We start from the raw sequence: 18,584 nt of genomic DNA, 5'->3' as shown, positions 1-18,584 counted from the left end.
GGTGAAGGACGATGAGTAAGGAGCAGGTGATGTCAGTCCTGCGATTCCACATGGACTCCTCGATGAGCCCGTCAGAAGTCATGGGTGTACTGACCGACTTCAGCCCGGCGCGGGCGAAGGCGTGGCCGACGATCGACTCGGAGCACTTCACGGTTCACGAACGAGGCGACACCTGGGCCGAAGTGACCGAGGGCACGGAGAGCAGTTGGGAGCGCGCCCGCTACGAATGGGATCCTGCGGGGGACACGGTCAAGGTCACGACCCATGATTCGAAGGTCTTCGGCCCAGGTGGCGGCTGGGTTTTCCGGATGGCTCCGGAGGACCAGGGCACTCGCGTCGACATTCAGCTCGAACGGGAGCACCCGACGACGTTCAAGGGCAAGATGCTCGGCGCGATCTTGCCCTTCGCAGGACCGGTGTTCAAGAAGTCCTTCAAGGAACCCCTCAAAAGCGCGTAGAGACCTCTCGATGCGAGTCCCTCAACGGTCTTGCCAGCGGTGGACGTCTCGTGGTCGTGGGAGCGTCCGACCAACCGGTCAAGGTCACTCCGATACAGCTCGTCTTCGGCGACGTCCGGATCATGGGGTCCCTCACCGAAACCGCCATCCAGAACGAGAACAACCTGCGATTCGCCACCGACCAGGGAGTCCGGGCGATGATCGAGACCCGGCCGCCGAGCGAGGCGACCGAAGCGTACGAGCGGATGTTCAGCGGAGACGCCCGCGTTCGCATGGTGCTCACCATGTGACCGCACGGTCCGGCAGAAACAGGGGTGGCCATCGGGAGCGGTCCGTTCGGGCGTGCAGATCTCTGACTCGTGCATTTCCGTTCGGTGGTTCGTCGGTCCGGCAAGAGCAGGCTGGATGGACAACGGGCCGTACCGACAGCCACGTTCGAGGCGACTCTGTCCAGCAGCCGCGCGCCTGTCACCGCTGCCTGTAGCACGTGGCGGTGGGCGAGGTCGGTCGGGTTGGCGCCGGTCAGCTTGTGGACGCGTTCCAGACGGTAGGTCAGGGCGCGCACGCTCAGGCTCGGGCGGCGGTCGGACTCCGTCGCGTAGAGCAGGCTTCCATCTCAGCCCACGGCGCCGGATCTCGGCATCACTCACGCGGGTACACCTGACACTGCCGGTGGATCCTGGGCCGCCCGCCCTGAGAGGTGGACGAAGGCGCCGAGAACCTACACCTCGGACCCCGCTCCGAGCCTTTGCCTGCACAACTATTCCTGACACGGCGTCAGTTACGTAATCTGACAGTGCGTCAGTTATCAGTTGGCTGTCACACAGGAGCGGGCGGACCGATGCTTGGATCAACCCACGGCACCCTCACCACCGACTCCCGCCGGGCCCGGGTCATCGCCTGCGGCGAGCAACCTTCACCGGTCGTGCACGGACGGCCGGCCGAGGTCGACGACCTGGACGTCAGCGGGCGCCCGCTGTACGCCGACGCACCCGACCTGGATCGGTTCTTCCGGCCCGGGTCGGTGGCCGTGATCGGCGCCTCCGACGCGGAGGGGCGGCCGAACACCGGGATCACCCGGCAGCTGATCGGCTGGGCCGAGCGGGTCGGCGCCCGGCTGCACCCCGTGCATCCCACCCGCGGGTCCGTCTTCGGCATGCCCTGCCTCCCCTCCGTCGCGGACCTTCCCGAGCAGGTCGACCTGGCCGTACTGCTGGTGGCCGACCCTCTCCCGGTGATCGAGGAACTCGCCGAGGCGAAGGTGCGGTTCGCGGTCGCCTTCGCCTCCGGGTTCGCCGAGACCGGGGACGAGGGCGCCGCGGCGCAGACCCGGCTCGCCGCCGCCGTGCGCCGCTCCGGGATACGGCTGCTCGGGCCGAACACCAACCTCAACGCCTTCGAGCACTTCCGCGACGACCTGGAGGGCCCCGCGGTCGCACTGATCACCCAGTCCGGCCACCAGGGCCGCCCGGTGTTCGCGATGCAGCAGCTCGGCGTCCGCCTCTCCCACTGGGCGCCCACCGGCAACGAGGCCGACCTGGAGACCGCCGACTTCATCTCCTACTTCGCCGAGCGGCCCGAGGTCGGCGCCATCGCCTGTTACGTCGAGGGCCTCAAGGACGGCCGTTCCTTCCTCCTCGCCGCCGACCGTGCGGCCCGGCGCAAGGTGCCCGTCGTCGCCGTCAAGGTCGGCCGCACCGAGACCGGCTCCCGCACCGCCGCCTCGCACACCGGCAAACTGACCGGCGCCGACGCGGTGGTGGACGCGGCGATGCGGCAGTACGGCGTGATCCGCGTCGACGGACTCGACGAACTCCAGGACACCGCAGCCCTGTTGGCCCGCGCGCGGGCTCCGCGGGCCGACGGGGTCGTGGTCTATTCGATCTCCGGCGGCACCGGCGCGCACTTCGCGGACCTGGCCAGCGTGGCGGGCCTCGACCTGCCCGTGCTGTCCGACGCCAAACAGGCCGAACTGCACACGTGGATACCGGACTACCTGAACGTCGCCAACCCGGTCGACAACGGCGGCCACCCCGTCGGCGACTGGCGCGGCCGGAAGATCATCGACGCGATCCTCGCCGACCCGGCCGTCGGCGTGCTGATCTGCCCCATCACCGGGCCCTTCCCGCCGATGAGCGACAAGCTGGCGCAGGACCTGGTGGACGCGGCGGAGCAGACCGACAAGCTGGTGTGCGTGGTGTGGGGGTCGCCGGTGGGCACCGAGGACGCCTACCGCACGACGCTGCTCGGCTCGTCCCGGGTCGCGACGTTCCGCACCTTCGCCAACTGCATCACCGCCGTCCGCGCCCACCTGGACCACGCGCGGTTCACCGCCGCGTACCGCTCGCCCTTCGACGAGGCCCCGCGCACCCCCTCGCCCTCCTTCCGCAAGGCGCAGGCCCTGATGCGCCCGGGTCACCAGCTGAGCGAACACGCGGCGAAGCAGCTGCTGCGCGCGTACGGGATCCGGGTGCCGCGCGAGCAGTTGGTGACCAGCGCGGCGGCGGCCGTGCGCGCGGCGAGCCAGGTCGGCTACCCGGTGGTCATGAAGGCGTCCGGCGCGCAGCTCGCCCACAAGACGGAGCTCGGCCTCGTGAAGATCGGGCTGACCTCCGCCAGCCAGGTCCGTGACACCTATCGCGAGCTGACCGACATCGCCCGCTACGAGGGGCTGCCGCTGGACGGCGTCCTCGTGTGCCAGATGGTGGAGCGGGGAGTCGAGATGGTCGTCGGTGTGACGCACGACCAGCTCTTCGGGCCGACCGTGACCGTCGGGCTCGGCGGGGTGCTCGTCGAGGTGCTGCGCGACGCCGCCGTACGCGTGCCGCCCTTCGGTGACGACCAGGCGCGGGCCATGCTGTCGGAGCTGCGCGGCCGGGCCCTGCTCGACGGGGTGCGCGGAGCGCCGCCGGCGGACGCGGACGCGCTGGTCGAGGTCGTCGTCCGGGTGCAGCGGATGGCGCTCGAACTCGGCGACGAGATCTCCGAACTGGACATCAACCCGCTGATGGTGCTGCCCCGCGGGCAGGGGGCGGTGGCCCTGGACGCCCTGGTGGTGTGCCGCTGAACGCCGCCGGACCCCTCGGCGGCGCGGGAGCCGGGGAGCGTGCGGAAGCCGGGGACGCTCCCCGCCCTCCGCACGGCACCGGAGCCGACGGCGGGACCTGGGCGGCGGCTCGGCCACCGGGCGGGAGCACCCCTGCGGACCCCCCTCACGGCGGGGGCCGCACCCCGGCACCCCTGCCTCTCGGCGCGGAGTCCTCGGCCGTCCGGCCCGGCGGGCACTCCGCCGGATCGCACGGCGGAGCGGTCCCGGCGGATCGGCCTCCCGACGGGAGCGATCCGGCGGTCCGACTCCGGCGCTGTGGGTGCCCGGCGGCCCCGCCACCCCGCACGAGCCCGCGGGCCGACCGGGTTCCCCTCGCGGGCGCCCGCCCGGTCCCGGCCGACCGCGCGAACACCCTCGCGGCCCGGCTCCGCCCCCCTCGCGGCCCGGCTCCGCCCCCCGCGCGGCCCGGCGCGGCCGCTCCCCGCCCCCGTACGAAACGGAGCAGCCCCATGACCGACTCCCGTACGCCCGACCCCTTTGACCCCGGTTCCCTCATGCCCGTCTCCCCCCGTGCGTCCGACGCCGCGTCCCGTGCCTCCACGGAGTCCGCGGGCGCGCCCGAATCGGCCGATTCCCCCGAACCGGCCGAAAAGCCTCTCGACTCATTGATACGGCACACCACTGACAACGCGGTCTCGTGGATCACCCTGGACCGGCCCGAGGCGATGAACGCGCTCACCTGGGACCAGCGGGAGCGGGTGATCGCACTGCTCGCGGAGGCGTCCGCGGACCCGGGGGTGCGGGCGGTGGTGATCACGGCGACCGGTCGCGGGTTCTGCGCGGGCGCCGACCTGCGCGGCGGACCGCCTTCGGGGGCCCGCGTCCCCGGCGACGTCGCCCGCACCATCCGGCTGGGGGCGCAGCGTCTGATCGGCGCCGTCCTCGACTGCGAGAAGCCGGTGATCGCCGCGGTCAACGGCACGGCCGCCGGGATCGGCGCGCACCTCGCCTTCGCGTGCGACCTCGTTCTGGCGGCCGAACCGGCGCGGTTCATCGAGGTGTTCGTGCGCCGCGGCCTGGTACCGGACGGCGGTGGGGCCTACCTGCTGTCCCGGCTGATCGGTCCGCAGCGGGCCAAGGAGCTGATGTTCTTCGGCGACGCGCTCAGCGCCACGGACGCGGAGCGGATCGGGCTGGTCAACAGGGTCGTACCGGCACAAGAGTTGGAGAAGACCGCGCGCGCGTGGGCCGAGCGGCTCGCCGCCGGGCCGACCCGCGCCCTGGCGCTGACGAAGCAACTGGTCAACGCCTCCCTCGACACCGACCGCGGCGCCGCCTTCGCCGCGGAGGCGGCGGCCCAGGAGATCAACATGACGACGGCGGACGCCATCGAGGGCGTCGCGAGCTTCGTGGAACGGCGCACCCCGCGCTACGAGGGCCGCTGACCGCACCGCCCCCGCGCTCCCGAACCCGAACTGCGGCCCGGCGCCCGTCAGTTGCGTCGCAGGATGCGCAGGTCCCCCGAGTCGGGGTCGCCGAAGAGGACGAAGAGTTCGGGGCGGTCGGCGGTGCCGCCGATCGTCCAGTACGTGTCGTGGCCGCAGTCGGCGACGCGGACGACGACCCCGGCCCGCTGCCCGGAGGTGCCTCCGTCGGCGTACGGGTCGTAGCGGCCCCCGGTGTCGAGGAACCAGCTGCCGGCGCCGTCGCAGCGCGTGAACTCCCTGGTCGTGACGTCCTCGAACTCGGGCTGGGCGGGCACTCCGGTGAGCAGGGCCCGGCCGCCGGGGCGCAGCCGCAGCACGGCCCCGTGGTCGCCGCGCCAGACCCCGGTCAGCCGGTCGGCGCCGAGCTTCGGGGGCTCGTACTCCCGGATGAGTCCGGTGGCCAGGCCCACCGCGCCCGCACCGGCGATCAGGACGCACGCCCCGAGGGCGGCGAACGCGGCGCGGAGCCAGACGCGTCGGCCGCTGGGCGGGCGTCCGGTGCTCCGCTCGCGTCGCCGCACGTGGGCGACGGCCAGAGAGGGCAGGACACCGGACCCGGCGATCAGCAGCACCGGGGCGCGGGTGGGGGAGAGCCCGCCGAGCGCGACGGCGGGCACGGCCCAGAGCGTGCCGAGCGACAGGGCCAGCACCAGGTGCCAGGCGGCCTCGGGGACGGGCGTGCGGCGGGCCGCGAGCCGGGCGGCGGAGGCTGCCGGCATCGTGACGGCCGCGGCGTGCAGGGCGCCCAGGGCGGCGAGGAGCGCGGGGCCGAACACCAGCACGCACAGCAGGCCGACGGCGGCGAGGCCACCGCCCGACCCGGCGCCGTGGTCGTCGTCGTCGAACGTGCCGACCCAGAACACGGCGGTGACGGCCGCGGCCTGCGCCGCACAGACCGCCGCGGCGAGGTTCACCTCGGCGCCGTCCCATCGCGGCCGGGGACGCACGGGCGCCCCGGACTCTGCCCACCCCATGGGGCGAAAGATACGGGGCGGCCGACGTCCCGGCGACGGGCGGGCCTCACCCGCCCGCACCGGCCGGACCGGCCCCTGCGCGCCCCGGCTCCGCACCCCTTCCCATCTGACGCACCGTCAGCTTCAATGGCTGGTGTGATGGGACACGCAGGGATGGCCGCCGCCGCCGTCCGCTACCTCAGGTCGGCCGGGGCCCCCACCGTCGCGGGGCCCGTCGAGGCGTTGCCGCGCCCGGATCTGCGCGCGGTCGGCGACGACGAACGGGCGCCCGTCGACCCGGCGGAGTTCCGGCGGGTCCTCGGCCACTTCGCGACGGGCGTCACGGTGGTGACGGCACCGGCCGCCGGCGACGGGGACCCGGCGGGCTTCGCCTGCCAGTCCTTCGCCTCCCTCTCCCTCGACCCGCCGCTGATCTGCTTCATGGTCGGCCGTACGTCGGCGACCTGGCCGCGTATCGCGCGTGCTGGGGTCTTCTGCGTGAACGTCCTCGGGGCGCACCAGGGGGACCTGTGCCGGGGCTTCGCGGTGAGCGGCGCCGACAAGTTCGCCGGTGTCGCCCATGACGCCGCCCCCGTCTCCGGCTCCCCGCGCCTCGCGGGCGCGGCGGCGTGGATCGACTGCACGGTCCACGCGGTGCACACCGGCGGGGACCATCTGATCGTGGTGGGCCGGGTGGACGCGCTCGGCACGGGCGGGGGCGGCGACGGCGTACCGCCCCTGCTGTTCCACAAGGGGCGGTTCCTCGCCTGACCCGCCCCCGGCCCGGTCAGGCGGCCGCGGGCGCCACCCTCACCTTCCGCGCGGCGGCCGGGCGGCTGCGCCGGATCACCAGCGCCATCAGGGCCGCCACCGCGCACAGCGCGCCCGAGGCGTACCAGACCACGTCGTAGGAGCCGAAGCGGTCGCGGGCGACACCGCCGAGGAAGGCGACGAGGGCGGCGCCGACCTGGTGGGAGGCGAGGACCCAGCCGAAGACGATGGCGCTGTCCTCGCCGTACTGCTCGCGGCACAGGGCCAGGGTGGGCGGGACGGTGGCGACCCAGTCGAGGCCGTAGAAGACGATGAAGAAGATCATCGGCGGGTGCACGTTCGGGGCGAGCAGCATCGGCAGGAAGAGCAGCGAGACGCCGCGCAGGGCGTAGTACACGGCCAGCAGGCGGCGCGGCTCGAAGCGGTCGGTGAACCAGCCCGAGGCGATCGTGCCGACCACGTCGAAGACGCCGATGACCGCGAGGAGCGAGGCCGCCGCCGTGATGGGCATGCCGTGGTCGTGGGCGGCGGGCACGAAGTGCGTCTGGACGAGGCCGTTGGTCGAGGCGCCGCAGATCGCGAAGGTGCCGGCGAGGAGCCAGAAGGGGCCGGTGCGGACGGCGGAGAGCAGCACGCCGATCGTGCGCCGGGCGGCTCCCCGCACCGGCTCGGGCTTCGGCACGAACTCCGTGGCGCCGTAGGGCTTCTGGCCGACGTCGGCCGGGTGGTCGCGCAGCAGCAGCCAGACGAAGGGGACGACCGCGAGGGCGGCGAGGGCCACGGTGACCGCGGCCGGACGCCAGCTGTGCTCGGTGACGATCCAGGACAGCACCGGCAGGAAGATCAGCTGGCCGGAGGCCGAGGCCGCCGTGAGAATGCCCGTCACCAGGCCCTTGCGCTCGGTGAACCAGCGGTTGGTGACGGTCGCGGCGAAGGCGAGCGCCATCGAACCGGAGCCGAGGCCCACCAGCAGGCCCCAGCAGAGCAGCAGTTGCCAGGCCGCCGTCATCCACACGGTGAGCCCGGAGCCGACGGCGATCACGGTCAGGGCGACGGCGACGACGCGGCGGATGCCGAAGCGGTCCATCAGGGCCGCGGCGAACGGCGCGGTGAGGCCGTAGAGCGCGAGGTTGATGGAGACGGCGAGTCCGATCGTGCCGCGCGACCAGCCGAAGTCGGCGTGCAGCGGGTCGATCAGCAGCCCCGGCAGCGACCGGAAGGCCGCCGCTCCGATGATCGTCACGAAGGTGACGGCGGCGACGAACCACGCGCGGTGGATCCGGTGCGGGGCGGCGGGGCGGACGGGCCGGGCGTCCTCCGCGGCGGGTGCGGCTTCGCTTGTCTCTGTCACGTCCTTGAGCATCGGGCAACGGAACCGGCCGAACCACTGGCCCGAAGGACAGCATTCGCTAGGATCGGGCCATGGCTCCTTCGGGAACGTTCCGCCCGCACCGTGTCGTCGTCCTCGCCCTCGACGGCCTGCTCCCCTTCGAGCTGGGCATCCCCCAGCGCATCTTCGGCAAGGCGCGGGACACCTCCGGGCGGCCGCTGTACGAGGTGGTCACCTGCTCGGCCCGGCCGCCGGGCCCGGTCACCACCGACGCCGACTTCGAGATCCTGGTCGCCCACGGCCCCGAGGCACTGGCCACGGCCGACACCGTGGTCGTCCCGGCGTCGTACGAACTCGGCCCCGTCGAGCAGGACGGCATCCTCACGCCCGAGCTGGCCGCCGCCCTCGTCCGCATCCGCCCCGGCACCCGCCTGGTCTCCATCTGCACCGGGGGCTACGTGCTGGCCGCGGCGGGCCTTCTCGACGGCCGCCCGGCCACCACGCACTGGATGCACGCCGAGCACTTCCAGCGGCTCTTCCCGAAGATCCGGGTCGACGCGGACGTGCTGTTCATCGACGACGGGGACGTGCTGACGTCGGCCGGTGTCGCCGCCGGGATCGACCTGTGTCTGCACATCGTGCGCCGCGACCACGGCGCCGCCGTCGCCAACGACGTGGCCCGCCGCACCGTCGTACCGCCGCACCGGGACGGCGGCCAGGCGCAGTTCGTCCAGCGGCCCGTCCCGGAGGCGCAGTCGGCCGGCACGACCAACGCGCGTGCCTGGGCACTCGGCCGCCTGCACGAGCCGATCCAGCTCCGTGACATGGCCGGGCAGGAGTCCATGTCGGTGCGCACCTTCACCCGGCGGTTCCGCGAGGAGGTCGGCGTGAGCCCCGGCCAGTGGCTGACCCGGCAGCGCGTCGAACACGCCCGCCACCTGCTGGAGTCCAGCGGTCTGTCCATCGACCAGGTGGCCCGCGACGCCGGGTTCGGCACGGCCCAGTCGATGCGCCAGCACCTCCAGGCCACTCTCGGCGTCACCCCCACCGCCTACCGGCGCACGTTCCGGTCGGGCGCCGGCAGCGGGGACGAGGGCGAGGGCGGGGAGAGCGCCGTCGCCGCGGCACGGGTGTGAGGCGCACCCGCGGGCGGGCGGGCGTCCCGGGCGCCCCCCCGTGCGGGTGCGAGGCCCGGACGCCCTGCGCCGGGGCGCCGGTCAGAACGTGAGCACCGCGCGCGCCACCTTCCCGGCGTGCGCGTCCTCCGCGGCCCGCTCGAAGTCCTCGACCGGGTACGTCGCGGTCACCAGCTCGTCGAGCAGCAGGTGACCCGCGCGGTACAGGTCGGCGTACAGGGCGATGTCGCGCTGCGGGCGGGACGAGCCGTAGCGGCAGCCCAGGATCGACTTGTCCAGGTACATGGAGGAGACGAGGAAGGACGCCTCGGCCGTCGCCGGGGGCACACCCAGCAGGATGGCCTGGCCGTGCCGGTCGAGCAGGTCGATCGCCTGCCGGATCAGCTCGACGCGTCCCACGCACTCGAAGGCGTGCTGGGCGCCGGTGGGCAGGATGTCCTTCACTCCCTCGGCCGAGGTCAGGAAGTCGGTGGCGCCGAACTGGCGGGCCACCGCCTCCTTCGCCGGGTTGGAGTCGACGGCGACGATCCGCAGGGCGCCCGCGATCCGCGCCCCCTGGATGACGTTGAGGCCGATGCCGCCGGTACCGATGACGAGGACGGTGTCGCCGCGGTCGACCCGGGCCCGGTTGAGCACGGCCCCGACCCCGGTGAGAACCCCGCAGCCGATGAGCGCGGCCGACGTGAGGGGGATGTCCTCGGGGATCCGCACCGCCTGCACCGCCTTGACCACCGTCCGTTCGGCGAAGGAGGAGTTCGCGGCGAACTGGTACAGCGGCTGCCCGGCCCGGCTGAACGGCCGCTGCGGCATACCGATCGCCTTGCGGCACATCGTCGGCCTGCCCCGGTCGCACTCGGCGCAGGCCCCGCAGTTGGCGAGCGTGGACAGCGCCACGTGGTCGCCGGGCCCGACATGGGTGACGCCCGCGCCCACGGCCTCCACCACGCCCGCGCCCTCGTGGCCGAGGACCACGGGGACGGGGAAGGGGATGGTGCCGTCCACCACGGACAGGTCGCTGTGGCAGAGTCCGGCCGCGGAGACCGCCACCCGCACCTCCCCGGGCCCCGGGTCCCGCAGCTCCAGGTCGTCCACGACCTCGGTCCGCTTCCCGTCGAAGATCACGCCTCGCATCGCGCCAGCTCCCCTCTTCCCGGGCCGTCCCCGGGCTGTGCCGTTCGTGGGCCGTGCGGGGCGCGCCGTGGCTAACCCCTGGGTTCCTTCGGCAGGCCGAGCGCGCGCTCGGCGATGATCGTGCGCTGGATCTCGTCCGAGCCGCCGTAGATCGTGTCGGCCCGGCTGAACAGGAACAGGTGCTGTGCCGCGTCCAGTTCGTACGGAGCGTGCGGTGACCAGTCCGCCGGACCGACCGCCGCGCCCGCCCCCTTCACCCGCAGGGCCAGTTCACCGAGCCGGCGGTGCCAGCCGCCCCACAGGAGCTTCGCCGCGCTGGGCGCCGCCGTGTCCGCCGGATCACCCGAACCACCCAGCGTGCGGAGGGCGTTCCAGCGCATGGTGCGCAACTCGGCCCACAGGCGCACGAGCTGGTCGCGCACGACGGGGTCCGTGGCGGCGCCGGTCGCGACGGCGGTCCGCAGGACGACCCCCAACTCCTCGGCGAAGCCGATCTGCTGGGCGAGGGTGGAGACCCCGCGCTCGAAGCCGAGCAGGCTCATGGCGACCCGCCAGCCGTTGCCGGCCCCGCCCACCACGTGCTCGGCGCGGGCCACGGCGCCGTCGAAGAACACCTCGTTGAACTCGCTGGTGCCGGTCATCTGGCGGATCGGCCGGACCTCGACGCGGCCCGGCTGGTCCATGGGCAGGAGGAGGAAGGACAGGCCGTGGTGGCGGGTGGACGCCTGCTCGGTCCGGGCGAGCACGAAGCACCAGTCGGCCTCGTGGGCGAGCGAGGTCCAGATCTTCTGCCCTGTGACGCGGTACACGCCCGAGGGTGCCCCCGCCTCCCGCACGGCGTCCGGCGACGCGGAGCCCGCGGCGGGCGCCGGATACACGGAAGCCACCTCACCGGCCGTGTCCTGTACGGCGGTTGTGCGGATCCCGGCCAGGTCGGAGCCCGCCCCGGGTTCGCTGTACCCCTGGCACCACAGCTCCCGGCCCCGCGCGATCGGCGGCAGGAAGCGCTGCTTCTGTTCCGGCGTCCCGTGTGCCAGAAGGGTCGGGGCGAGGAGGTTCTCGCCGATGTGCCCGGACCGCGCGGGTGCCTTCGAGCGGGCGTACTCCTCGGCCCACACGACCTGCCGGGTCAGACCGGCGCGCCGGTTCCCGTACCCGTCGTCCACCCAGCCGAGCCCGATCCAGCCGGCCCGCCCGAGCTCCAGCTCCCACTCGCGGCGCCCCGGTGTACCGGCCAGGTGCTCCGCGAGCCAGGCCCGCACCTCGCGGCGGAACTCCTCGTCCTCGGGACCGAATGCGAAATCCACGCGCTCTCCTCCCACCGGGCCGCGGTTCGTGTCCGCGGGCGCACTCACGCGTTGGGGCGAGCCTTGTCGGCCGCCGCGCGCGCCATCGCCTCCACCTGTTCCAGCAGCGGCATCGGATCGACGCCGACGGTGCCGGGCAGGAAGTCGGCGATCCGCTCCGGGGTCCAGGCGCCCTCGGCGTACCCGGCGCGCAGTTCGCGGGGCTGGGCCCAGACGGCGATCTTGGGTCCGGCGATCGTGTAGACCTGCCCGGTGATGCGTTCCGCGCGAGCCCGTTCCGACAGCAGGTAGACCACGAGCGCGGCCACGTCCTCCGGCTCGCCGATCTCCTTCAGTTCCATGGGCACGTTCGCCGACATGCGCGTACGGGCCACCGGTGCCACCGCGTTGGCGGTGACCCCGTACTTGTGCAGGCCGAGGGCGGCGCTGCGCACCAGGGAGATGATGCCGCCCTTGGCCGCGCTGTAGTTGGCCTGTGCGACCGATCCCTGGTGGTTGCCGCTGGTGAAGCCGATGAGCGTGCCGGACCTCTGGGTGCGCATCACCGCGGAGGCGGCCCGGAACAGGGTGAACGTGCCTTTGAGGTGGGTGGCGACCACCGGGTCCCACTCCTGTTCCGACATGTTGAAGAGCATGCGTTCGCGCAGGATGCCGGCCACGCAGACCACGCCGTCGATCCGTCCGTAGGCGGCCAGCGCGGTGTCGACGACCCGTTGTCCGCCCGCCATCGTCGAGATGTCGTCGGCGACCGCGACCGCTTCGCCGCCCGCCGCCTCGATCTCCTTGACGACGGTGTCGGCGACCGAACTCGTGGGCTCCGCGCCCTCGACGGACACCCCGTAGTCGTTGACGACGACACGTGCCCCCTCGGCGGCCGCGGCCAGCGCGACCGCCCGGCCTATCCCCCGCCCCGCGCCCGTGACGGCGACGACCTTGCCCGCCAAGAAGTTCCCCACGCCCGGCCCCTTCCCGCAGTTTCTGACGGTCCGTTAGATTCAACTCGGATTCTACGACCCGTCGGATACCTGGAGACAAGCCCCCGGGGAGCACTCATGTCACTGCCTGCCGAGTTCCACGAGATCGCCAAGCGCGTGAACAACTGGGGGCGTTGGGGGGCCGACGACGAGATCGGGACCCTGAACCTGATCACCGACGAGGTGGTGCGCCGGGCGGCGGCGACCGTGCGCAGCGGACGCCGCGTGCCGCTCGCGCTGCCGCTCCGGCAGGACGGCGTGCAGACCGGGATGATCCCGGGCCGGGTCAATCCGCTGCACACGATGGTGCAGATCAACCAGGAGATCTTCGGGCCCGGCACGGTGGCGTGCAGCGACGACGCGGTGACCATGGGCCTGCAGGCGGGCACCCACTGGGACGCGCTGACCCATGTCTCGCACTCGGGGAAGCTCTACAACGGCCGCCCCGCCGGCACGGTCACCGCGCACGGCGGCGCCGAGTTCAGCGGGATCGACAAGCCGCGGCATGTCGTCTCGCGCGGTGTCCTGCTCGACGTGGCACGGGCGCACGGCGTGGACCGGCTGCCCGGCGGACACGCGGTCACCCCGGAAGACCTGGAGGCCGCCGAGGAGTTGGCGGGCACCCGGGTGCGGGCCGGCGACATCGTGCTCGTACGGACCGGGCAGATCCAGGTGTATCTGGCGGGCGACAAGCACGGGTACGGGTATCCCTCGCCGGGCCTGTCGGTGCGCACCCCGGAGTGGTTCCACGCGCGCGACGTGGCGGCGGTCGCCAACGACACCCTCACCTTCGAGATCTTTCCGCCCGAGATCGAGGACCTGTGGCTGCCCGTTCACGCGCTCGACCTGGTGGAGATGGGGATGCTGCAGGGCCAGAACTGGAATCTCGAAGAGTTGTCCACAGCCTGTGGACAAGAAAAGCGGTACGCCTTCCTGCTGTCGGCGATGCCGGAACCCTTCGTGGGCGGCACCGGCACCCCCGTGGCCCCGGTGGCCCTCCTGTAGACCGCACCGCCCACCCCTCCGCGACGCCCGGTTCCCGCACGAGGTCCGGCTGGCGGCGCGCTTCCCCCACTCTCGACTGCGCCCGTCCGCGAGGTCCCCACCCCGCTCCGGGCACGGCACGCGCGCCGCCATCCGCCTCCGGCGTACTCACCTCACTCCTCAGCCCCTTGAGAAGCCGACGCCGAATCGCGACCCGCACTCACCGAGGGCCCCCGTCACCGGAGCCCTCGCCGTCCCCTCGCGGCGAATCGCTGAACACAAGCGTGATCAAACGGACACGTCACGTCAACACCCGATCGGCGATTTGCCCCGGCGCATCCCTTATGAAACAGCGCGTACGGAAGCACGGCCCGGCGCATTCGGCCGCCGCCGTGGCCGTGTACAGCGCTTTCGTGCATACATGCACGAAAGCGCGCGCCCGCCGGGGTCGACCGGCGGGCCGTGAGGAGAGGTCGCGTGCGCCGAGACGGATCCCCCGCACGGCATGCGCGGGGGAGGGCGAACCAGGACCTGCCGTCCGGATCATGCGGCGGGGCGCGGCCGGCAGCACACCGCACGCGGGAGCCGCCTGATCCGGACGACGAGCCTAGACCGCCTCGTACGCGAAGTCCTCGAAGGCCGGGTAAGCGGATACGGCCGGGGCGCCCGAGACGCAGCGGTCCACCTCGCACCAGATGCGCTTGCCCGCGCCCTCGGGATTCCAGCCCCAGCGATCCGCGAGGCCGTCGACGAGCTCCAGGCCGCGGCCGTTGGTCTCGTCGCCCTCGGCGTGCCGGGGGATCGGCGGCCGGGCGCAGGAGTCGGTGACTTCGAGGCGCACCGTGGCGGCCTCACCGCCGCCCGGCAGGCACAGCCGCAGCACGGCCGGACAGCCGGTGTGCACCACGGCGTTGGTGACGAGCTCGGAGACGAGCAGGATCAGCGTCTCGGCGAGCGGTTCGTCGGCCCCTATCCCGGAACCCGCGAGCCGCGAACGGGCCCACCGCCGGGCTCGCCCCACCTCCGCGGGGTCGGGCCGGATCTCCAGCTGCACTTGAAGCACCTGCACCGCTCACACCATCCGAACCGGCGGACACATCGCCTCGCGCCTCACAAGGGCCACGATCGTAGCCATTTTCTGCATGGCCAGAACAAGGATCACGGAACGTGATTCCCTTGCGAGACAGCATGGTTGACGTACAGTCACCCCAACAAGCGCTTCGGGCATATTCCAGCGCGAAGGAGTACGCGTGCGGCATACTGTGCGACGCTCGCCACGGGGAGTCGAACAGGCAGGTACGGGGATTCGTCCTGCCTCGCGAGCGGCGCGCATCGCCGGGTCCGGCGCCGCCTCTGGGGCCACACCGGGCTGGCTCAGCCTCGGAACCACTCGCATCCCACACAAGGTACCGGAGCACGGCGCCGACTCCAGGCCGTGACGAGTCACGCATAGGACACAACCCGATCTCGACGCTCCGTGATCCCGGTGTGCCACGTTCCGCGACATCCCTGTCCGCCGTTCTCACGACACCGCAGGACAGGGGCCCGTCAGGCCGGTCCGGCGACCAGATCCTCCGCGAGCGCTTCCTCACTCTGTGTGCCCCCGCCCGCACGGTGGGTCCGTATCCAGGCCCTCTTCAGGTGCAGATGGACGTCGGACTCCCAGGTGAAGCCCATCCCGCCGTGCACCTGGAGGCAGTCGCGGGCGCCCCGCACGGCGGCCTCGTCGGCGAGCAGCCGGGCGGCCGCGACATCGGTGGGGTCGGCGGTGACGGCCGCGGCGTAGACGGCGGCGCGCGCCACCTCGACCCGGACGAGCATGTCCGCGCAGAGATGCTGCACCGCCTGGAAGGCCCCGATCGGCCGACCGAACTGTTCGCGTGTCCGGGCGTGTTGCACGGCCGCCTCACAGGTCCGGACGGCGCTGCCGAGCTGTTCGGCGGCGGTGAGGAGGGAGACGAGGAGGGTGTCCTCGGCGGGCCGGTGCGGGGAGGCGGGCAGCCGGTGCAGGGGGGTCAGCGGGTCCAGGACGGCCAGCGGCTCGGCACCGGCGGTGTCCCCGCGGACGACGTCGGACTCGTCCAGCCATTCGACGAGGCCCGGGCCGGCGGCCGTGACGACGGCCTCCCCGGTGGCCGCCCCGGCCACGGTGCCCGCTGCGAGGTGGGTGGCGATCAGGGGGCCGGGCAGCAGGACGCGACCCGCCTCCTCGAAGGCCAGCACGGCCTCCGGGAGCCCCTGTCCGACGCCGCCGGCCGCCTCGGGCAGGCGCAGGGCGAAGAAACCCGCCGCACCGAGTTCGCGCCACAGCGCCCGGTCGAGGACGGCTTCACCCGCCGTCTCGGCCCGGCCGGCCGCCGCGCGCAGCGCGTCCCGCCCGAACCGGCCCTCCAGCAGTTCCCGTACGCCCTGTCGCAAGGCCTTCTGGTCCGGGCTCAGTTGGAAGTCCATGGTCCGGCTCACCTTCCCCGGGGCAGGCCGAGGATCCGCTCGGCCACGATGTTTCGCTGGATCTGCGAGGTGCCGGCCGCGATGGTGTACGACAGGGACGACAGCCGGTCCAGGGTCCATTCGCGGCCGGGGTCGAGCGACTCGGGCCCGAGCACCTCGGCGGCGGCGTCGTACAGCTCCTGGCGTGCGTGCGAGTAGCCGAGCTTGAAGACCGAGCCCCCGACGCCGGGCACTCCCCCGGTCCGCTGGGCCTCGCCGACGTTCCACTGGGTCAGCCGCCACAGGGCGCGGAACTCGGCGTTCAGCCGGCCGAGGCGGCGGCGCAGTACGGCGTCGTCCCAGCGGCCGTTCTTCCGCGCCTCGCGCGCCACCTCGGCCAACACGCGGCGGCAGGCGACGACTTCGCCGACGAAGGCGGTCCCGCGTTCGTAGGACAAGGTCACCATGGTCACGCGCCAGCCGTCGTTCTCCGCGCCGACGCGGTGGGCGACCGGGACGCGCACCTCGTCGAGGAAGACCTCCGCGAACTCGGTGGAGCCCGCGAGGGTGCGCAGCGGGCGGACGGTGATGCCCGGCGCGTCCATGGGCATCGCGAGCCAGGTGATCCCGCGGTGCCGGGGGGCGTCGGGGTCGGTGCGCACCAGCAGTTCGCACCAGTCGGCGACCTCGGCGTGGGACGTCCAGATCTTCGACCCGCTCACCACGTAGTCGTCGCCGTCCCGCCGCGCGCGCGTGCGCAGCGCCGCGAGGTCGGACCCGGCGTCCGGCTCGCTGAAGCCCTGGCACCAGACCTCCTCACCGCGCAGCACGGGCGGCAGCCAGCGGGCCCGCTGTCCGGCGCTCCCCTCGGAGGCGATGGTCGGACCGGCGTGCAGCAGCCCGACGAAGTTGGCCCCGACATAGGGGGCGCCCGCCCTCTCCGTCTCCTCCAGGTAGATCAGGTGCTGGGTCGGCGTCGCCCCCTGTCCGCCGGCGTCGACGGGCCAGTGCAGACCCGCGTACCCGGCGTCGTACAGCCTGCGCTGCCAGCCGAGGTCGTAGGCGCGGCGGGCGGGCCAGTCGCCGGGGGACGGTTTCGGCGGCAGGGCGGGCAGGACTCCGGCGAGCCAGCTGCGCAGGCGGGCGCGGAACTCCTCCTCCTCGGGCGTGTACGTCAGGTCCACTACAGGTCCAGGTCCAGCATGCGGATCGCGTTGCCGCGCATCAACTTGTGGACGGTCTCGTCGTCGAGGCCCTTCACGTGGTCGAGGGCGACCTCCTTGGTGTGCGGGAAGGTCGAGTCGACGTGCGGGTAGTCGGTCTCGAAGGTGGCGTTGTCGCGGCCGACGACGTCCAGGGACGCGACGCCGTGCTTGTCGCGGAAGAAGCAGCAGAAGATCTGGCGGTAGTAGTACGTCGACGGCGGCTCGGGGATCAGGTCCTTCACGCCGCCCCAGGCGCGGTGCTCGGACCAGACGTCGTCGGCGCGCTCCAGGGCGTAGGGGATCCAGCCCATCTGGCCCTCGGAGTAGGCGAGTTTGAGGCGCGGGAACTTCACCAGGACGCCGCTGAACAGGAAGTCCATCATCGAGGCCATGGCGTTGTTGAAGGACAGCGAGGCCTGCACGGCGGGCGGGGCGTCGGGGGAGGCGGCGGGCATCTGCGAGGACGAGCCGATGTGCATGTTCACGACCGTGCCGGTCTCCTGGCAGACCGCGAAGAACGGGTCCCAGTAGCCGGAGTGGATGGACGGCAGGCCCAGGTGGGTGGGGATCTCGGAGAAGGTGACGGCCTTCACGCCGCGGGCGGCGTTGCGGCGGATCTCGGCGACCGCGAGGCCGATGTCCCACAGCGGGATCAGGCACAGCGGGATCAGCCGGCCGCCGCTGTCGCCGCACCACTCCTCGACCATCCAGTCGTTGTAGGCCCGCACGCAGGCCAGGGCGACCTCCTTGTCGTGGGCCTCGGCGAAGGTCTGTCCGCAGAACCGCGGGAAGGTGGGGAAGCAGAGGCTGGCCTCGACGTGGTTGAGGTCCATGTCCTTGAGCCGCTCGGCGGGGTCCCAGCAGCCGGGCCGCATCTCGGCGCGGGTGATGCCCTCCAGCGTCATCTCGTCACGGTCGAAGCCGACGGCGGCGATGTTGCGCTTGTACGGGAACTTGAGGTCCTCGTAGATCCACCAGTCGGTCGGCGGTCCCGCCGGGTCCATGGTGATCTGGTACTTGCCCGCGACGTACGCGAGTTCGCCGATGCCGGCGGTGAGCGGCCGCGGCCCGCGCTCCCGGTACTTCCGCGGCAGCCAGGTCTCGAAGAGGTGCGCGGGCTCGATCACGTGGTCGTCGACGCTGATGATGCGGGGCAGTTCGGTCATGGTCCCCTCCGCCTGGCGTACGGGTCCGTCCGCGGGTCTCCCCACCGACGACATATCTGATGGGTCGTCAGATCTTTGTCCACAAGCAGGCTAGCCCCGCGCCTATGGACCGACAAGGCGGTGAGCCCTACGCTCTGCGCACGATCTGACTGACCGTCAGCTCCGGCCCGTGCGTCGCGGGTGCCGAGGCGAACGCCCCCGGG

At 72.8% G+C, this 18,584-nt stretch carries 16 protein-coding genes and 1 pseudogene; 7 read left to right on the top strand and 10 right to left on the bottom strand.

All coding sequences use genetic code 11. The annotated features are described in order from the left end of the window. Positions 1–29: 29 nt before the first annotated feature. Positions 30–458, top strand: a complete 429-nt coding sequence (locus tag ACIRQH_RS14250; RefSeq protein ID WP_388872424.1) for a hypothetical protein — start codon at positions 30–32, stop codon at positions 456–458. A 56-nt stretch (positions 459–514) separates the two neighbouring features. Further along, a complete protein-coding gene (locus ACIRQH_RS14245) occupies positions 515–748 on the top strand; it encodes a hypothetical protein (RefSeq protein WP_388872421.1) in 234 nt (77 codons plus the stop codon). A 158-nt stretch (positions 749–906) separates the two neighbouring features. On the opposite strand, the pseudogene ACIRQH_RS14240 reads toward ACIRQH_RS14245, so the two are convergent. Continuing rightward, positions 907–1,056, bottom strand: a pseudogene (locus ACIRQH_RS14240) (PucR family transcriptional regulator); the annotation flags it as partial. 243 nt (positions 1,057–1,299) lie between these two features. Between ACIRQH_RS14240 and ACIRQH_RS14235 the strand changes: the two are divergent. Together ACIRQH_RS14235 and ACIRQH_RS14230 are read left to right on the top strand one after the other, a co-directional pair. Continuing rightward, positions 1,300–3,525, top strand: coding sequence for an acetate--CoA ligase family protein (locus ACIRQH_RS14235; RefSeq protein WP_404225914.1), 2,226 nt, complete (start codon positions 1,300–1,302; stop codon positions 3,523–3,525). 536 nt (positions 3,526–4,061) lie between these two features. Beyond that, positions 4,062–4,952, top strand: a complete 891-nt coding sequence (locus ACIRQH_RS14230; RefSeq protein ID WP_388872632.1) for an enoyl-CoA hydratase/isomerase family protein — start codon at positions 4,062–4,064, stop codon at positions 4,950–4,952. Positions 4,953–4,999: 47 nt separating this feature from the next. Here the strand turns inward: ACIRQH_RS14230 and ACIRQH_RS14225 are convergent, their stop codons facing one another. Continuing rightward, positions 5,000–5,968, bottom strand: a complete 969-nt coding sequence (locus ACIRQH_RS14225) for a hypothetical protein (protein ID WP_388872415.1) — start codon at positions 5,966–5,968, stop codon at positions 5,000–5,002. 138 nt (positions 5,969–6,106) lie between these two features. Here ACIRQH_RS14225 and ACIRQH_RS14220 point away from each other — a divergent pair, with 138 nt between their 5' ends. Further along, on the top strand, positions 6,107–6,718 hold the full coding sequence (locus tag ACIRQH_RS14220; RefSeq protein WP_388872412.1) for a flavin reductase family protein: 612 nt from the start codon (positions 6,107–6,109) through the stop codon (positions 6,716–6,718). Between the two features lie 16 nt (positions 6,719–6,734). On the opposite strand, the gene ACIRQH_RS14215 is transcribed toward ACIRQH_RS14220, so the two are convergent. Continuing rightward, entirely contained in the window at positions 6,735–8,069 is a 1,335-nt protein-coding gene (locus tag ACIRQH_RS14215) for an MFS transporter (RefSeq protein WP_388872409.1), read from the bottom strand. A gap of 71 nt (positions 8,070–8,140) precedes the next feature. Between ACIRQH_RS14215 and ACIRQH_RS14210 the strand changes: the two genes are divergently transcribed. Further along, positions 8,141–9,184: a GlxA family transcriptional regulator gene (locus ACIRQH_RS14210; RefSeq protein WP_388872406.1), complete on the top strand. Its 1,044-nt coding sequence runs from the start codon at positions 8,141–8,143 to the stop codon at positions 9,182–9,184. 81 nt (positions 9,185–9,265) lie between these two features. On the opposite strand, the gene ACIRQH_RS14205 is transcribed toward ACIRQH_RS14210, so the two are convergent. The 3 genes from ACIRQH_RS14205 to ACIRQH_RS14195 all read right to left on the bottom strand — a co-directional run bounded on the left by ACIRQH_RS14205 (position 9,266) and on the right by ACIRQH_RS14195 (position 12,578). Further along, on the bottom strand, positions 9,266–10,315 hold the full coding sequence (locus tag ACIRQH_RS14205; protein WP_358817962.1) for a Zn-dependent alcohol dehydrogenase: 1,050 nt from the start codon (positions 10,313–10,315) through the stop codon (positions 9,266–9,268). 71 nt (positions 10,316–10,386) lie between these two features. Further along, on the bottom strand, positions 10,387–11,622 hold the full coding sequence (locus tag ACIRQH_RS14200; protein WP_388872402.1) for an acyl-CoA dehydrogenase family protein: 1,236 nt from the start codon (positions 11,620–11,622) through the stop codon (positions 10,387–10,389). Positions 11,623–11,666: 44 nt separating this feature from the next. Continuing rightward, the gene (locus ACIRQH_RS14195) at positions 11,667–12,578 is read right to left on the bottom strand and encodes an SDR family NAD(P)-dependent oxidoreductase (RefSeq protein ID WP_388872399.1); all 912 of its coding nucleotides are present in this window, start codon (positions 12,576–12,578) and stop codon (positions 11,667–11,669) included. 96 nt (positions 12,579–12,674) lie between these two features. Here ACIRQH_RS14195 and ACIRQH_RS14190 point away from each other — a divergent pair, with 96 nt between their 5' ends. Further along, a complete protein-coding gene (locus tag ACIRQH_RS14190; RefSeq protein WP_388872396.1) occupies positions 12,675–13,601 on the top strand; it encodes a cyclase family protein in 927 nt (308 codons plus the stop codon). 586 nt (positions 13,602–14,187) lie between these two features. Here the strand turns inward: ACIRQH_RS14190 and ACIRQH_RS14185 are convergent. The 4 genes from ACIRQH_RS14185 to ACIRQH_RS14170 all read right to left on the bottom strand — a co-directional run bounded on the left by ACIRQH_RS14185 (position 14,188) and on the right by ACIRQH_RS14170 (position 18,381). Then, on the bottom strand, positions 14,188–14,649 hold the full coding sequence (locus ACIRQH_RS14185) for an ATP-binding protein (protein WP_358817958.1): 462 nt from the start codon (positions 14,647–14,649) through the stop codon (positions 14,188–14,190). A 479-nt stretch (positions 14,650–15,128) separates the two neighbouring features. Continuing rightward, positions 15,129–16,031 carry an acyl-CoA dehydrogenase family protein gene (locus ACIRQH_RS14180; RefSeq protein ID WP_388872393.1) on the bottom strand — a complete coding sequence of 301 codons (903 nt, stop codon included), beginning with the start codon at positions 16,029–16,031 and terminating at the stop codon, positions 15,129–15,131. Positions 16,032–16,039: 8 nt separating this feature from the next. Further along, entirely contained in the window at positions 16,040–17,194 is a 1,155-nt protein-coding gene (locus ACIRQH_RS14175; protein ID WP_388872390.1) for an acyl-CoA dehydrogenase family protein, read from the bottom strand. Then, positions 17,194–18,381: an amidohydrolase family protein gene (locus ACIRQH_RS14170; protein WP_358817955.1), complete on the bottom strand. Its 1,188-nt coding sequence runs from the start codon at positions 18,379–18,381 to the stop codon at positions 17,194–17,196. Before ACIRQH_RS14170 ends, ACIRQH_RS14175 begins: the two co-directional genes overlap by 1 nt. Positions 18,382–18,584: the final 203 nt, after the last annotated feature.

Source organism: Streptomyces sp. NPDC102279, assembly GCF_044766365.1.
Classification (GTDB): domain Bacteria; phylum Actinomycetota; class Actinomycetes; order Streptomycetales; family Streptomycetaceae; genus Streptomyces.
The sequence above is the reverse complement of the archived record's forward strand: the minus strand, read 5'-3'. Positions and strand labels throughout refer to the sequence as shown.

Coding starts and splice junctions, on each gene's coding strand:
- ACIRQH_RS14180 (WP_388872393.1), bottom strand. CDS start 16,031: ATGGACTTCCAACTGAGCCCGGACCAGAAGGCCTTGCGACAGGGCGTA.
- ACIRQH_RS14220 (WP_388872412.1), top strand. CDS start 6,107: ATGGGACACGCAGGGATGGCCGCCGCCGCCGTCCGCTACCTCAGGTCG.
- ACIRQH_RS14205 (WP_358817962.1), bottom strand. CDS start 10,315: ATGCGAGGCGTGATCTTCGACGGGAAGCGGACCGAGGTCGTGGACGAC.
- ACIRQH_RS14235 (WP_404225914.1), top strand. CDS start 1,300: ATGCTTGGATCAACCCACGGCACCCTCACCACCGACTCCCGCCGGGCC.
- ACIRQH_RS14230 (WP_388872632.1), top strand. CDS start 4,062: ATGCCCGTCTCCCCCCGTGCGTCCGACGCCGCGTCCCGTGCCTCCACG.
- ACIRQH_RS14225 (WP_388872415.1), bottom strand. CDS start 5,968: ATGGGGTGGGCAGAGTCCGGGGCGCCCGTGCGTCCCCGGCCGCGATGG.
- ACIRQH_RS14190 (WP_388872396.1), top strand. CDS start 12,675: ATGTCACTGCCTGCCGAGTTCCACGAGATCGCCAAGCGCGTGAACAAC.
- ACIRQH_RS14170 (WP_358817955.1), bottom strand. CDS start 18,381: ATGACCGAACTGCCCCGCATCATCAGCGTCGACGACCACGTGATCGAG.
- ACIRQH_RS14210 (WP_388872406.1), top strand. CDS start 8,141: ATGGCTCCTTCGGGAACGTTCCGCCCGCACCGTGTCGTCGTCCTCGCC.
- ACIRQH_RS14250 (WP_388872424.1), top strand. CDS start 30: ATGTCAGTCCTGCGATTCCACATGGACTCCTCGATGAGCCCGTCAGAA.